Annotated in this window: 7 protein-coding genes; all 7 read right to left on the minus strand. The window is 69.3% G+C overall.

Features of this window, described 5'->3' with window-relative positions:
• Positions 1–5: 5 nt before the first annotated feature.
• Entirely contained in the window at positions 6–1,454 is a 1,449-nt protein-coding gene (locus KCH48_RS06560; RefSeq protein ID WP_210571178.1) for an alpha-L-fucosidase, read from the minus strand.
• Between the two features lie 11 nt (positions 1,455–1,465).
• Positions 1,466–3,574, minus strand: coding sequence for a GDSL-type esterase/lipase family protein (locus KCH48_RS06565; RefSeq protein WP_307840821.1), 2,109 nt, complete (start codon positions 3,572–3,574; stop codon positions 1,466–1,468).
• Between the two features lie 54 nt (positions 3,575–3,628).
• Positions 3,629–5,632 (minus strand): glycoside hydrolase family 31 protein, encoded by a 2,004-nt coding sequence (locus KCH48_RS06570; RefSeq protein WP_210571180.1) that lies wholly within the window; start codon positions 5,630–5,632, stop codon positions 3,629–3,631.
• Entirely contained in the window at positions 5,632–9,234 is a 3,603-nt protein-coding gene (locus KCH48_RS06575) for a beta-galactosidase (protein WP_246884912.1), read from the minus strand. The genes KCH48_RS06570 and KCH48_RS06575 overlap by 1 nt, the downstream gene beginning before the upstream one ends.
• Positions 9,235–9,278: 44 nt before the next feature.
• Positions 9,279–11,153 (minus strand): DUF4091 domain-containing protein, encoded by a 1,875-nt coding sequence (locus KCH48_RS06580; RefSeq protein ID WP_210571181.1) that lies wholly within the window; start codon positions 11,151–11,153, stop codon positions 9,279–9,281.
• 123 nt (positions 11,154–11,276) lie between these two features.
• On the minus strand, positions 11,277–14,243 hold the full coding sequence (locus KCH48_RS06585; protein WP_210571489.1) for a TIM-barrel domain-containing protein: 2,967 nt from the start codon (positions 14,241–14,243) through the stop codon (positions 11,277–11,279).
• A 423-nt stretch (positions 14,244–14,666) separates the two neighbouring features.
• On the minus strand, positions 14,667–15,560 hold the full coding sequence (locus tag KCH48_RS06590) for an SIS domain-containing protein (protein WP_210571182.1): 894 nt from the start codon (positions 15,558–15,560) through the stop codon (positions 14,667–14,669).
• Positions 15,561–15,575: the final 15 nt, after the last annotated feature.

The following is a 15,575-nucleotide window of genomic DNA, read 5'->3' on the forward strand; positions in this document are numbered from 1 at the left end:
GCCGGTCACCGGGCCCAGTCGACGGTGAAGACGTTGGCGATGTCGCTGGGCAGGGAGGACGGGACGGTGATGTTGATCTTTCCGTCACCGCGGGTCCATCTCAGACTGCCGCTCTTGCCGAGCAGCCGGATCCGGGAAGTGGCGCTGATGGGGATGTCGCCGGGCACCGAGAGGGTGCCGCTGGGCGCGCCCAGCACGATGATGTTGAACTTGCCCGGGGAGACGGTGTAGCGGATGCCGAGCGGGCTGCCCTCCTCCTCCGCCCGCACCCAGGGCGTCGACCCGTAGATCGCCGGGCCGTTGACCTTCAGCCAGGCGCCGATGTCCCGCAGCCGCTCCTGCATGATCTCGGGGATCGTGCCGTCCGGCCTGGGACCGATGTTGAGCAGCAGGTTGCCGTTCTTGCTGACCACGTCTGCGAGCAGCTGGATCAGGAACTCGGAGGTCTTGTAGTCCTCGTCCGGCTCGTGCTTGTTGTAGCCCCAGGAGTAGCCCATGGTCATGCAGCACTCCCACTTCTGCGGATCCATCGTGGGGTTGGTGCGCTGCTCGTACGTCGCGAAGTCGAAGTGGGTGTCGAACCGGTCGTTGATCACCACGCCCTTGGGGTGCTTACGGTTCTTGGCCTGGTTGTAGTAGTGGGCCAGGGGTTCCTCGCTGCGCCACGGCGGTTCGCCGGTGGGCCGGAACCACTGTCCGTCGGCCCAGAGCAGTTCCGGGTCGTACCGGTCGATGATCTCGTACAGCTGCTTGAGCTCGTAGTCGCCGATGTAGTCCTGGACCGGCTTGTAGCCGGTCATCGGGATTTCCTCGTCGGTGTAGAAGTTGCGCATCGGCCGGCCGATCGCCGGGTTGAAGTACTCGCCGAGCGAGTAGTACAGGCCCGGGCGCACGGTGCCGCGCTTGCGGGCCGCGGTCATCAGCTCACCGACGAGGTCGCGCTTCGGGCCGTACGCCACGGAGTGACGGTCCGTCACCTTGCTGGGATAGAGGGCGAATCCGTCATGGTGCTTGCTGGTCAGCGCGAAGTACTCGGCGCCCGCCTGCTCGAACAGCTTCACCCAGGCGTCGGGATCGTACTTCTCGGCCTTGAACTGCGGGATGAGGTCGTCGTAGGTGACGTCCTCGCCGTAGGTGTCGCGGTGGTACTTCCACTCGGCGGTGTCCTTGGTGCTCTGGTACCAGAGGTACCACTCGGAGGCGCTTCTCGGCGTCGCGCCGGCGATCACCGAGTAGATGCCCCAGTGGACGAAGATGCCGAACTTGGCGTCCTTGTACCAGCGCGGCACGGGATGGGTGTCGAGGGACGCCTTGGTGGGCTGGTAGTCGGGTATGCCCGGGGCGCCGGACACAGCGCTGTGCGCGAGCGCATGGGCGGTGCCGGGCGGGGCGAGCAGCACCGCGCCGCCGAGGGCGGCCGCGGTGGTCATGAAGTGTCTGCGGTCGACTGCCATGAATGTGCCTTTCACTCGTGCGTGGAGAAGGAGTCGAAGAGCGCTGTCGTGATCTGGTCGGGGTAGTTGAGGTTGACGGCGCTCGCGACCAGCCCGGCGTCGCCGGTGCCGCTCGCGGACGGCACGGTGGCGGTGGCGACCTGCTGCCAGGCGGTGCCGTCTGAACTGGCGTACGCGCTGTAGGCGGAGCCGCCGCGGACGAGCTTCAGCCAGGCGGGGTGGTACGAACTGCCGCCCCCGGCCCAGGTGTCGAGCTTCCCGTCGCCGTCGCTGTCGGTCAGGAACTCCAGGCCGAACTGCGCGGACATGGTGAGCACGGCGTAGCCGCCCGCCTCCGGTGCGGTGAGGTCGTTGGCGACGGCGATCCCCGCCTTGGCGGACGGGCCGCTGCCGGTCTGACCGGCGACCCGGGCGGTCACCGTGCTGGACGGCGGCGCGGCGTCGGCGAGGTAGACCGCCGCCTTCTCGTCTTTCCAGCCGGACAGGTCCTGGCCGCCCGCCCAGATCGCGAACTGGGCGCCGTTCTGCGCGTATTGGGGCTGTTCGGTGGTGGTGGCGGTCGTCAGGTACGGCGCCCGCACCTCGGACGGAGCGGGGGCCACCGTCGCGTCCACGCTGTCGGAGTCGCGCCGTGTACGGCCGTCCTGGACGAAGGACGTGCGTACGCTGATCTCGTGGGTGCCCCAGGCCGCGTCGGCCGCGGGGGTCACCGTCCAGGTGACGGTGGCGCTGTCGCCCGGGGCGAGGGAGCGTGTCCGCGTGCTGCCGGCCGGTTCGGCGGACCAGCCGTCGGGGAGATCGAGACGGGTGCTGACCTGGGTGACCTTTGTGGGGCCGGTGTTGGTTACGGTCGACATGATTTCCGTGCCGTCGCCCCCGGCTTGCAGGGTCGGCCGGTACGGGGTGAGCCGGACGCGTGCCGACGGGCAGTCGCGGGCCGCCCCCAGGGTGGTGAGGTCGACGGCGTCGGCGAACGCCTTCATGCCGGTGTCGTTGGGATGCAGATGGTCACCGGAGTCGAACGCGGCGGCGTACCGGGTGGGGTCCTCCGGGTCCCGTACCGCCTTGTCGAAGTCGGCGTAGTCGTCGAAGACCCCGCCGGAGTCGCGGACGAACGCGTTGACCTTCTGCCGGTCGGCCTCCTTGGCCTCGGTCCACCAGTCGCCCCAGCCGCGATACGGGACGACGGTCGCGCCGATCACGCGCATCCCGCGGGCGTGGGCCCGCCGCGCGATCTCCTTCATGCCGTCGATCACCTGGTCGCCGGTGGCGCCGCCCCAGCTCAGGTCGTTGACGCCCTCGAACAGGACCACCGTCCGGGCGCCCGGCTGCGACAGCACGTCGCGTTCCAGCCGGTCCAGCGCCGACGGGTTGCCGTCCACGCCGGCCGTGATCCGGTTGCCGCTGATGCCCTCGTTCAGCACTCCGGCGGTGGTCAAGCAGGCTGACAGCCGCCCCGCCAGATAGTCGGGCCAGCGCCGGTTGGCGTTCGCCGTGGAGGACGCCCCGTCGGTGATGGAGTCGCCGAGCGCCACCACGGCGCCTGCCGTGTCACCACCCTGTACGTCGACACCAGTCAGGAACGGGAAGGTGGAATCGGTCCGGGTGAAGGCGTCCCCGTCGGCGTCCGAGGCGTGGTCGCCGCCGCCGTCGGGCGTCCAATAGACGGTCTGGAGGCCCATCCAGTGCTGGCTTATGTGGGTGAGCCGGCCGGGGAAGTACAGGCTGACGACCAGGTCGCTGCGGGCCGGCACGGGGACCCGGACGGCATCGCTCACCGCCTGCTCCCCGGCGGCGATGGTCACCTCGTCCTTGCCGCCGAACCGCAGCTCGTACGGCTTCGCGACGGCCGAGCCGCCGTCACTGCGCCCCACGGTCGCGTGCCCGATCGTCACCGGCTCGGTCGTGAAGCCGTTGGTCAGGCGGATGCGTACGTTCGACCCGCCGGCGCTCACCCGCACCGGTATCCGTACGGTCACCTCCGAGGTGCTCGGGTCGTACGAGGCGTGCTGTGCGGTCGCCCAAGTCCCTGTCCACTCCGGCTGCTTGGTCTCGGCCGCGGCCGGAGTCGCCGGGAGCAGGGCAGCCAGGACGGCGGCCACGGCCGAGATGAGGGCCACGAGTCTTCGGTGTCCACGCGGGCGTCCAAGCGGTCCAAGCACAGGTCTTCCTCGTTACCGTTCCGCGCCGGTGCGCGCGAGCGCCTGGTACGCCTTGGTGGCGCCCTTGGCCTTGAGGTTCACGAACGCCGGGGTCACCCCGAGCGGGGCCGCGTATCCCTTGAGCGTCACGGGACCGCGGACGACCTTGCTGTTGGTGACGTCGCGCCACGTTCCGGACGGCAGGAAGACGTCCCGGGTGGTGCCTTCGTCGAGCTGGGGCGCGGCCAGCACGGCCGGGCCGAGCATCCACTCGTCGGTGACCGTGTAACTCGCCGCTTCCTTCGGGAAGTCGAAGAAAAGCGGTCGCATGATCGGATCACCGGTCTTCAGCGTCTGCTGCACCTGGTCCCAGATGTACGGGGCCAGCCGCTCGTGCGTCGCGATGGCCGACCGGTAGAGCTCGACCGTCTCCGCGTCGTAGCCGACCCACTCACCCGTCGTCGCGTCCCGTACACCGGTGGGCGAGGTCGAGGCGTACATCAGTGGCATCAGGGAAGCCGCCTGCGCCCAGCGGGCCAGGACCTCCTTGGTCGGCGGCGGGTAGCTGAGGGAGCCGCCGATCATGTCGGTCTCGACGAAGGGGTAACCGATCGTCGAGACCGCCAAGTTGGCCGACACCGCGGCGCGGAGCCCCGCGAAGGTGGTCGGCTTGTCGGCCGTGCGGGTGGCGAAGCCCTTGGCCTGCGCGGCGTTCCACGCGACCCGCAGCCCGGCGCCCTGCTGATCGAACTCGTCGGCCAGCTCGGTGCCGTACTTCACGTAGTCGGTGCGGGTCGCCCCCGGATAGGGGGCGCACCGGTCGTCGAAGAAGGCGGTGTCGAACTTGAACCCGGCGACCCCCAACTCACGCGTCTGCGCGTGGAGATCGTCGGTGTACCACTGCCGCGCGGCCGGGTTCGCCAGGTCGATCAGCCCGGTCTGCCGGCCGTTCCACCAGGTGAACAGGCACGGCTTGGACGGGTCGGACGGGTCCTTCAGCAGGTACCCGTTGTCGACGGCTTCGGAGAAGTTGGCGGCGGTCTCGGGCATGTACAGGCCCGTCCACATGCCGAGGTCGAAGCCGAGGCGGTCGAGTTGCTCGGACAGGGCGGGCAGATCGGGGAAGCGTTCGCCGAAGTCGGCGGCGATCACGCTCTCCTCGATCTGCACCGCGTGCCCGCCGAGCCCGGCGCCGGCCAGCGCGCGGGCCCAGTCGAGGACGTTCTCCTGGGTCTGCTCGCCGTAGAGCTGGGCCCAGGAGTTCCACAGCGGGGTGGCGTACTGCTCGTAGGAGGTGTCGGAGCGCTCAGGCTTGCCGACCAGCGCGATGTGGTCGCGGTACACCTCGGCCGGGGTGTCCTCGACGAACACGGTGGAGGCGGCGGGCCGTTCACCGGTGACGGTGAACTCGCCGAGCCCGTTGCCGCCGGAGTTGATCCGCACGTCCATGGGGTCGTTCGTGTCCGCCCGCAGCCCGGTGGCGCTGGAGGTGTACCAGAAGGGGGAGACCACCTGGTACGACGCCGGGCTGAACCCGGTGTCCACCAGCTGCCCGGAGTCCAGTGGCCACGGCTGGACCGTCTGGTCGCTGTTCTCGCCGTGGCCGTACCAGTGCCCGGCGCTGCTGAGGTCGTACGCCGTGCTGAGCGCGTCGGCCCGGGCGCCCGAGAGGGACCAGTTCACGTCGTACCGGTCGGAGCGCAGGGTGATCCGCAGATCGACGGTAACGCCAGGCAGGTCGGTGGCGGCGGTGACGCGCAGGGTGTTGCCGTCACGGGTGCTGCCGGTGACCTCCCGGACGACGTGCCAGTCGGCGCCGGTCCGAAATCGGAACGCTTCGGGCGCGGTGGCCAGTACGGTCCGGCCGGCCCGCACCGTGGTGAGGGCCAACCGGTCGGTGGTGAGCCGCAGTTCGTAGCTGCGCGTCGCGAAGGTGATCGGCCCTGAGTCGGCTGCCGCCGGGGCCGTGCCGAGCAGCGGGGCTGCCAGCACCAGCGCCGCCGAGCCGCAGCAGACGACTCGTCTCACCGTGGGCATCAGGCACCGCCGCCGCAGGTCAGCTTGGCGTCCGCCCAGTCGGCGTGGTCCGTGGACACATCGCCGTCGCCGTCGACCAGCAGGTCCAGCCAGCGGGCGCCGGTCACGTCCACGTCGACCGCGGTGCCGCCGTCGGAGCCGTACAGGACCGGGGTGGTGGCAAGGGTGCGGCCGTCGGCGATCACCTCGAAGGAGACGCTGCCGTTGTCACCGACCTCGTCGTCCACCCCGGCGGTCGCGGTGAACCGGGTGCAGCCGCCGCCGAGATAGACCCGGACCTGGCTGTTCGCGTGCACGCCGAGTCCCTTGTCGTACGTGGTGCCGCCGACCGAGAGCGTCCGCCCGTCACCCGCCGCGGACTCGCCGTTGGAGGCGTCCTTCTCCACCGGGCCCCAGCCGTTGACCGCCTTGACCAGGGTCAGGTCGCTCACATGGGCGTCGGCGGACAGCCCGGACGGTGGCACCTGCACGGCCCGCTCGCCGGTTACGGTGCCCGGACGGCCGGGCTGGGTGAGCTTGGCGGTCGCCGACAGGACGGCGTAGTGGACCGGGTCGCCCGGCGGGGTGACGGTGTAGGCCGCGGTCACCGTGTCGCCGGGCCGCACCCGGGCGAAACGGGTGGTGTCGTCGGTGGTCGCGGTCCAGCCGTCCGGGACCTTCAGTGCCAGCTCGACGTTCCGGGCGGTCGGCGCGTCCTTCGGCACGGTGACGCTGACGGGGACCTCGGCGGCGGTGCCGGTGCTCAGGAACGGCTCGGCGTCGACGGTGACTTGGGCGCCCGCGGACGGCATGGCGTACGTCTTGGCGTCGTACGAGCGCGCGGCCACCGTACCGATCTTGATCCCGCCCGCCGAGGCGCCGAGATCGACGAGCTTCGCCGAACCCGGGCCCGCTCCGGCCTCGGTGGACCACACGGCCAGGGCGATGGTGTTGCTGCCCCGCTCGCGCAGGAGGCCCTTGGGGATGACGAACCGTGTCTGCGGTCCGGTGTCCGGCAGATAACGGCCGATCAGCCAGCCGTTGACGAAGATCTGCGCCCGGTAGCCGGTGCCGCCGCCTTCCGCCTCGGCGAGATCGAGTGCGATCGCGTTGTCCTGGCCCTGCGGCAGATCGAGCCGCGCGGAGGTGCGGTACCAGCGCACGCCCGGCCCGGTCTTCCCACTCTGCTCTGCGAGGGTGGCGCGCTTCCAGCCGGCGTCGGGGTAAACCGCCAGCGACCAGCCGGCCCGCTCCCCGTACAGCCCGCCGTTGTTGTACGGGCCCCGGGCCGTGTCGACCGGGTCCTCGCCACCCCGGCTGCCCTGGATCTTCCAGGTGAGGGTGGAGGCCCCGCCGATCACCTCGGCGCCGAGCAGGCCTCGCGGCTCCTTGGAGTAGTCGTGGCCCCATTCCTCGTTGTGGCCCGCGTTCTCCACGAGGACGGAGAGGACATTGTCTGCGCTGTCTCCGCCGGCCTTCAGTGTGCCCGCCGGGATGTCGAAGGTGTGCGCGCCGTCGCCGGAGCTGCCGAGGTAGCGGCCGTTGAGCCAGACCGCGTACTGGCCGGTCGGGCCGGTGTTGGCGTTCAGCGCGAGCCCCGTCGCCTGGCCCGTGGTCTTGAACCGGCCGCGGTACCAGACGTTGCCGTGGTGGTATCCGTACTCGTCCATCGCGAGGACCGGGAGCGATCCGGCCAGCTCCGGGTTGTTGGCGGTGAGACGGTCGGCGGTGGTCCAGGTGGAATCGTCGAAGCCGGGTGCGGACTCCGGCGCCTCCTCCTTGTACTTCCATGTGGTCAGCGCCGGCAGCTCGACCGGGCGCGGCGCCTGGGTGACGGCGACCTTGCGGCCGTTCCAGGTCACCTTCTTGGCGTCCGCGATGACCTCGATCTTCGCGGCCTTGGTGGAGTCACCGGTCAGTTTGAGGGTGCCGCCCGCCAGTTCGGCCGTACGGACGAGGGACGGTCCGCGTACGAGGACCGGGCCCGCGGCCGTGTCCTGCCGCCACCAGTGGGCCGTCTCGGCGGTGTCGGCGATGAGCAGTTCCAGACCGTTCACCAGCACCCGGGCCATGCCCTTGTGCGTGTAGTTCAGCCGCAGATCGCCGCGTTCGGCGTCCCAGGTGGTGGTGACATCGCCGTCGAGGACGGTGACCTCGGGCCGCTCGGCGTACCGCAGTACGGTCTCGCCGGCCTCGCCGTCACGCCCGTACAGCAGCGCCACGTCCCGGTCGCCGATCCGGGCGTGCGTCATGATCTCCGAGGTGGAGTAGACGAGCCGCTGGTCCTCGCTCAAGTCGTAGCCCGCGACGAGGAGTTTGGCGTCCCGGCCGTCGACGGTGATCGTGCCCTGCTGCGGTACGCGCGGGTAGTCGCCGTCCGCGCCTTTCAGCGACAGAGTCGTCTCGTCCTTGTCCTTCACGCGGGTGTCGGCGTGCCGGACGGTGAAGAACTGGGTGCCGTCGTCGGGGTTGACGCGCCGGTCGATGCGCAGGGCGTCGTCGGACGGGACGGGGCTCTCGGCCTTGTCGGTGCGCGCCAGCGGGGTGACGGAGTTGACCATGTATCCGAGGCGCTTGAACTCCTGGTACTTCTCCGTCAGTTGGCGGGACTCGTTGATCGGGGCGCCGTAGTCGTACGACGTGTAGACCGCGTTGGGGTCGGCGAGCCAGCCCCAGTTGGTGCCGCCGTACGTCATGTAGAAGGACTGGCCGCTCACCCCGGCGGCGATGTTCATCTTGCTGAACACCCGGGTGAAGTCGGTCCCGGTGAGTTTCGCGCAGTCCTGGTACCCGGTGCCGCCCCAGGGGTCGAAGGCGCCGCCCTGTGCCTCCGGGATGATCAGGGGGGACTCGGGCTTCCACTCGTTGACGTACGAGTAGTCGGGCAGGTTCTTCCAGGTGTCGGGGTCCTTGCAGTCGAAGCCCTGCGGGTAGGCGTCGAAGCCGTAGATGTCCGGGGCGCCCTTGCCGCTGACCCAGTTCTTGTTTGCACCGCCGTCATTGACGAAGGTGGGCACGTCGATGCCGTCTTCCTTCGCCCAGTCGATGAGGGTCTGCATGTAGTCGGCGTCCTGACGACCGCCCTGGTACTCGTTCTCGACCTGATAGAGGATCACGTTCCCTGTGCCGCGCGTGAGTTGGTGCCGCGCGATGATCGGGTTGATCCGGCTCATCCACTCCCGGGCCGCCTTCATGTATTCCGGCTCGGAGGTGCGGTTCACGCCGGCCTGCGTCTTCCGCCATGCGGGCATGCCGCCGCCGGAGACCTCCGCGTTGATGTACGGGCCCGGCCGAGCGATCACATACAGGCCCGCGCGCTCGGCCTCGTCCAGCAGCCGCTCCACGTCACGGGTACCGGTGAAGTCGTACGAGCCCGGCTTGGCCGAGTGATAGCCCCAGTCGAAGTAGAGCGAGACGGCGTTGAATCCGCCCGCCTTGATCTTCTGCAGTACATCGCGCCACGCGTCGGGGCTGGGCAGACGGAAGTAGTGGAACTCGGCGCCCCAGATGTACAGGGGTTTGCCGTCGACCCGCACGGAGTACTGGTCGTAGGTGACGGTGTGCGGGGCCGTCGGCTCCGCCTGAACAGGTGCCGCGGCAGCACCTGCGCTGGTCAGGGGCATGACAGACAGGGCTCCGGCAAGCAGCAGGGATCTCCACTTACCCCTCATGACGTCAGCCCCTTCACGACGGCCGCCCGCGCGGTCTCGATGTCGTTGACGTCCTTCGTCCGGCCGTCGAGGTTCCGGGTCGCGGTGGTGAGGGCCTCGGTCAGGGCGTCGCTGTCGGTGCCGCCGTCCTTCTTCCGCAGCTGGGCGATGAGTTCGTAGTCCTCGATGCCCTCCTTCAGCTGCTCCCAGCGGACGCTGGACATCGGGCCGTCCTTGCCGGGGTAGACCAGGTACTCGTCGCCCTGGGTGAAGATGTGCACCGGCTGCTTGAAGGGGTCGCTGGTCCAGCTGTTGTACGACCAGCGCAGGAAGCCGTCCAGATTCCGCTGGGCGGAGATCCACGGCAGCATCCGGGACTCGACGGCGGGCGAGTAGGACAGCGTGTTGGGGTGGGCCGGCGCGCCGTACACGTAGAAGGTCGTGGTCTTCCCGGCCTTGCGCCGCTCCTCCACCTTCTCCTTCGTCATCGCGTCGATGCCGCCCCAGTCGACGGACAGGTTGGACGCGACGCCTTCGGTGCTGATCGAACCGGCCACGGAGATACGGTCGTCGAAGACCGGCGCGACCTCGTGGACGAAGTCCTTGACGACCGTCATGGTGTCGATGGGCCGCTCGTCGAAGGACAGCCAGGTGTCCTCCAGCCAGCCCTTGGCCTTCAGATGCTTCTCGAAGGCGGGCAGGAACGCTCCCCACGCCTCGCGCCAGCGGTCGCCGCCCAGATCGACGTTCTCGTAGACCGTCTTGCCGGTGCGGGTGTCGGTGTAGGTGAGGTGCTCCTGGTCCTGGAACGCCAGCATGGAGAAGGCACCGATGTCGGGCCCGAGACCGGCGCGTCTGGCGGTCTGGACGTACTTGTCCCAGCGGCCGAAGTCGAAGGAGAACGCCTCTCCGTTCCAGGTCCAGCCCACCATGCTGGTGTACGGCGTGGCAGTCTGCGACTCCCGGGTGCCGAGTGACCACTGGTGGTGCCACGGGTTGTCGACGATGGTGGTGTTGATGACCTTCTGGCCGCGCGACGCCAGATCGCGGTTGTACTTCTCGATCAGCTTCCAGTGCTGGTCGGACCAGAGCTTGACGCCGTGGTTCTTGGCCATCGTCTCCGGCTGCGCCCATACGTCGAGGAAGAAGTCGTAGTCCTCCGGGTCGGGCACGCTCGCGTCCGCGACCTCGATGGTCAGCGGGTAGGTGGTCTGGGTACGGCCATCGGCGTTGACCTTCACCGTGCCGGTGTAGGTGCCGGGTCGGGCCTTCTCGGGGATCTGGAAGGTGAACCACAGCGGCTGCGCCGCGTACGCGGGCACATCCACGGAGGAACGCTCCTCGAGCGCGTCGCCGACCACGTCGGGGTTGCGGTCGCCGGATACCTCCTTGCCGGAGCTGACCTGGTCGATGGTGGCGGACCAGTCGACCTCGCTCTTGGAGCGCTGTACGGGCACGTACTTGACGAACCGGACCTGGGTGTCGGCACCGGACAGCTTCGCGCCGCCGGGTCCGGTGAGGTCGCCGACCACGGCCTTGACGTTGTCGAGGTTCTTGCCGGAGGCGATCGCCAGTTGCGCCGAGACTTGCTCGTTGCGCACGGCGGAGAGCTTCAGCTCCTTGGTGTCCTTGCCCTTGATGGCGGTCATCGGGTAGCGCGGAACCCGTTCCTCCGCGGAGCCGGCGAAGGAGCCGGTGGGAACCCAGGTGATGGTGTCTCTGGTGCCCATGGCGTCGGCGACCTTGACGGTCAGCCAGGTGGTGGTGGCCTTTGCATTGAGGTCGGTACCGGTGGTCGTGCCAGTGGTGCCGGTGACGGCTATCGCGGTGGTGCTCGCGGCCACGACCACGCCCGCGACGAAGCCGGCGACAGCTGAGGACGTACGTGCCATGGGGGTGGGTTCCCTCTCTCACGGACGTGCAGGGAGTGGCCCGTCCCCCGGCAGGCCCCACGGGGGTGGGAGGCCTGCCGGGAAACGGGGATGATGCCGGCGGTGCCACTGGCACCTGTGGCGTCAGGAGGTGACGGAGAATCCGCTGAAGACGGCTTCGATGTTCTCGCCGGGGTAGTTGGCGTTGGCCGCGCTGGCGACCATCCCGGCATCACCGGTACCGGCGGCCGATGGCACCTGGGCGGTACCGACCTGCGACCAGGTCTCGCCGTCCTTGCTGGCGTACGCGGTGTAGGTGGCGCCGTCCCGGGTCAGCTTGAGATGCGCCGGGTGGTAGGTGGAGCCACCGCCCGCCCAGGTGTCGAGCTTGCCGTCGCCGTCGCTGTCGGTCATGAACTCCAGGCCGTAGCTCTCGGTCATGACCAGCACCGCGTAACCGCCCTTCTCGGGTGCGGTCAGGTCGTTGGCGAGGGCGATGCCCGCCTTGCCGACCGGTGAGGCGCTGTCCTGGGAGACCAACTGCGCCTGCACGGTGGCCTTCTCGCTGGCCGCGTCGTCGCGGTAGATGAGGCCCTTCTCGTCCTTCCAGCCGGACAGGTCCTGGCCGCCCGCCCAGATGGCGAACTGGTCGCCGCCCTGGGCGTATTGGGCGCCCCCGGAGGTGGTGTCGGCCGTCAGATACGGCTCCTGCACGCTGCCCGGGGCGGCCTTCACCTGCGCCGGAACGGTGTCGGACACCTTCTGCGAGCCGTTGGATCCGGTGTAGGTGACGGTGCCGGTGAGGGCGTGGCTGCCCCAGCGGGCGTCGTCGGCCGGGGTTACCGTCCAGGTGGTGGTGAGTGTGGCGCCGTTCTTGAGGGACTTCGCGGTGGTCGGGCCGGTCGCCTTGGCACTCCAGCCGTCGGGCAGGTCCAGGGCCGCCTTGGCGTTCTTGAGGGTCCGGGTGCCCCAGTTGGTCACCTCGGTGGTCACCTCGAACGGCTTACCGGCGTCGGTGGACGGGGCGTCCGGGGTGATCAGGACGGAGGCGGCCGGAGCGTCGTCGCGCTTGAGCGCCTTGACGGCCTTGGCGGCACCCTTGGCCTTGAGGTTGACGAAGGCCGGGGTGACGCCGAGCGGCGCCGCATACCCCTTGAGGGTCTTGGGGCCGCGGATCACGGTGCCCTGATTGACGTCGTACCACGTGCCCGGCGGCAGATGGACGGAGCGGGTTGCACCCGTGCTCAGCTTGGGCGCGGCCAGCACGGCCGGGCCGAGCATCCACTCGTCGGTGACCGTGTAACTCGCCTCGTCCTTCGGGAAGTCGAAGAACAGCGGCCGCATGATCGGATCGCCGGTCTTCAGGGTGCTCTGCACCTGGTCCCAGATGTAGGGGGCGAGCTTCTCGTGGGTCTCGATCGCCTCCCGGTAGAGGTCGACCGTCTCCTGGTCGTAGTCCACCTTCTGCCCCGTGGTGGTGTCGTTGGTGTCCACCGGGGAGGTCGAGGCGTACATCAGCGGCATCAGCGAGGCGGACTGCGCCCACCGCACCAGTACGTCCTTCGTAGGCGCGGGCTGGCCGCCGGAGCCGCCGATCATGTCGGACTCGACGAACGGGTAGCCGATGGTGGAGATGGCCAGGTTCTGGGTGGCGGAGGCGCGCAGGGAGTCCCAGCCGGTGCCCTTGTCGACCTGGCGGGTGACGAAGCCCGCCTCGTGGGCCGTCTGGTTCCAGTGCACCCGGATGCCCGCGCCCTGGAGGTCGAACTCGTCGGCGAGCTCGGTGCCGAGCTTCTGGTAGTCCGTGGCCTGGTGGCCCTCGCGCGGCGCGCACTTCTCGTCGAAGAAGCGGGTGTCGAACTTCAGCCCGTCGATGTCGTACGTGTCCATCAGCTTCTTGAGGTTGCCCTCGTACCAGGCCTTGGCGTCCGGGTTCGCCAGGTCGATGATCCCGGCCTGGCCGTTCCACCAGGTCACTTCGCACGGCTTGCTGGTGTCCTTGGCGTCCATGAGCAGATAGCCCTTGTCGACCGCGTACTGGTAGTTGTCGGAGTCCAGGTTGATCCACAGGGTGACCCAGATACCGAAGTCGAACCCCATGTCGTGGATCTTCTTGGACAGGCCCTTGGGATCGGGGAAGGTCTTGGGATCCCAGGTGAGATTGCCGTAGTTCGACTCCCACTTGTCGTCGAGCTGGATGGTGTGCCCGTCGAGACCGTTGTCGTGGAGGTCGGTGGCGTAGTCGAGCAGTTTTTCCTGGTCGATCTTGGTGTAGAACTGCGCCCAGGAATTCCACAGCGGTTTGGCGTACTGCTCGTAGGGGGCGTCGGACTTGGTCGGTTTGCCGACGATGCCGATGTAGTCGCGGTAGACCTCCAGCGGGGTCGACTCGACGAACACGGTGGCTTTGTAGATGTCGGGCGACTCGACGGTGAAAGTGCCGAGGCCGTCCTTGCCCTTGTTGAGCGCCACGTCCATGACGTCCCCGGTGTCGACGCGCAGACCGGTTGACTTGGAGGTGTACCAGAACGGGTCGATCATGTTGTACGACGCCGGGCCGAAGGTCTCGTGGTCGACCTCGCCGGCGTCGAGCGGCCAGGGCTGGTTGACACCGGGACCGCCCTGCGGGGTCTCCGCCTCGCCGTGGCCGTACCAGTGGCCGGCCGATGACAGGTCGTAGGCGAGGCCCAGTTGCTCCGCTCCGCCGCCGTGGACGTCCCAGTCGAGCTGGTAGCGGTCGGCGCCGGGGGTGATCCGGGCCTCCACCGTGGTGCCGTCGAGGGTGCTGTCGGCGGTGACGGTCAGGACGCCGTTCTTCCACGTCCAGTCGGTGACGCCGGTCGCGTGCTGCCATGTGCCGTCGGCCGCGGTGAAGCGCAGGGCGCCGGTGTCGCCGGTGGCGGTGGCGAGCACGGTCTTCCCGGCGCGGCGCGTGGTCAGGGCGAGTTCGTCGGTGGCCACGTCGAGGGTGTAGCCGGGGGCTCCGGCGGAGGCCGGCACGGAGACCGTGACGGTGTGCGTGGTGTGGGCCACCTTCGGCCCGCCGGTGGTGGCGGTGGGGCGGGCGGCGGCCGTTGCCGTGGTAGAACCAGTGACGGGCGCCATCAGCATGGCGGCGGTCAGGGCGGCAGCGAGCAACAGGCCGCCGGGATTGCTCAGTCGGGCGTGCACTCGTGTCCTCCTGTCGGACAGGACGGTGACGGTGACTCAGAAGCTGCGGTGCGTGATGCCGGTGGCGTGCGGAGTGCGCGGTCACGAGGAAGCGCGGCGCTTGGGAGGGCTTGACGTCTGTTTGATGCTGCGTGCAGATGCAAGATTCCAAGCGATTTCGCTCATGTTCTTGCGGTAACCGCCACCTGTCAACCTGCGGGACATGCGGCTTCCCAAGGGCCCCGAGGGTTCTCGTGGAACAGTTGTTGTCCCTGGTGGCAGTCGGTCCCGGAGCCCGCTGAGAGGCCTCGACGGGCCCGGAATCCGTTCGTAACGGACGGGTAAATTCTGCGACTTCCCCGAGATCCGTCCGGGGGCGCCCGGTCAGGTCAGGATCACGGAACGGGCCAGATGGCGCGGATTGTCCGGGTCCAGCCCGCGTGCCGAGGCGAGGGCGGCGGCGAGCCGGTGCACCACGACGAGGTCGGACAGGGGGTCCCGGCCGAGTGCCACCAACTGCCCGCCGGTGCGGGCGATGTCGTCGGCGAGACCGGGCGGAAGGGCCGCCGGGTCTCCGAACCACCACGCCACGCGGCCGGGTCCGGTAACGCTGATCGGGCCGTGCCGGTACTCCATCACCGGATAGGCCTCCGTCCAGGCGCCCGCCGCCTCGCGCATCTTCAGCGCCGCCTCCTGGGCGATCCCGTAGGCCCAGCCCTGCCCCAGGAAGGTGAACTGCTCGGCCTCGAGCACCCCGGCCGGCAGCGGTTCGTCCAGCGCAGAGTGCCCCTGCTGCGGCAGATGTCCCAGGTCCTCGCCCAAATGCGCCCGCAGGAGCACCAGTTCCGTGCTGGCGAACCGGGTCTGGACGACCGAGATCTCGTCGGCGAAGTCGAGCACGACGACGGCGTCCGCCAGCCCCGTCACCGGCGCCTGTGGTACCGCGGTCACCGCGGTCGTGGGGGTGTGCCCGTGCAGTCGGCGGAGCAGTTCCAGCACCTCGGTCGTGGTGCCGGACCGGGTCAGCGCGACCACCCGGTCGTAGGCACGCCCGGCCGGCATCTCGGAGGCGGGAAAGGCGTCGGTCTCGCCGTGGCCACCCGACTCCCGCAGCGCCGCGTATGCCTGGGCGATGAACCAGGACGTTCCGCAGCCGACGACGGCCACCCGCTCGCCGGTTCGGGGCAGCGAGGTGAGGCCGTCGGGCCGCCGGGCCAGTGCCACGGCCTGCCGCCAGCAGTCGGGCTGGGTGGCGATCTCGATCTCGGTCTGGCTCATCGGGAGTCTCCCCTC

The organism is Streptomyces sp. GESEQ-4, from assembly GCF_017948455.1.
Classification (GTDB): domain Bacteria; phylum Actinomycetota; class Actinomycetes; order Streptomycetales; family Streptomycetaceae; genus Streptomyces.

Bases quoted from the DNA above. Each gene is read 5' to 3' on its own strand.
- KCH48_RS06560 (WP_210571178.1), bottom strand. From the start codon at position 1,454: ATGGCAGTCGACCGCAGACACTTCATGACCACCGCGGCCGCCCTCGGC.
- KCH48_RS06570 (WP_210571180.1), bottom strand. From the start codon at position 5,632: ATGCCCACGGTGAGACGAGTCGTCTGCTGCGGCTCGGCGGCGCTGGTG.
- KCH48_RS06575 (WP_246884912.1), bottom strand. From the start codon at position 9,234: ATGCCCCTGACCAGCGCAGGTGCTGCCGCGGCACCTGTTCAGGCGGAG.
- KCH48_RS06580 (WP_210571181.1), bottom strand. From the start codon at position 11,153: ATGGCACGTACGTCCTCAGCTGTCGCCGGCTTCGTCGCGGGCGTGGTC.
- KCH48_RS06585 (WP_210571489.1), bottom strand. From the start codon at position 14,243: ATGCTGATGGCGCCCGTCACTGGTTCTACCACGGCAACGGCCGCCGCC.
- KCH48_RS06590 (WP_210571182.1), bottom strand. From the start codon at position 15,560: ATGAGCCAGACCGAGATCGAGATCGCCACCCAGCCCGACTGCTGGCGG.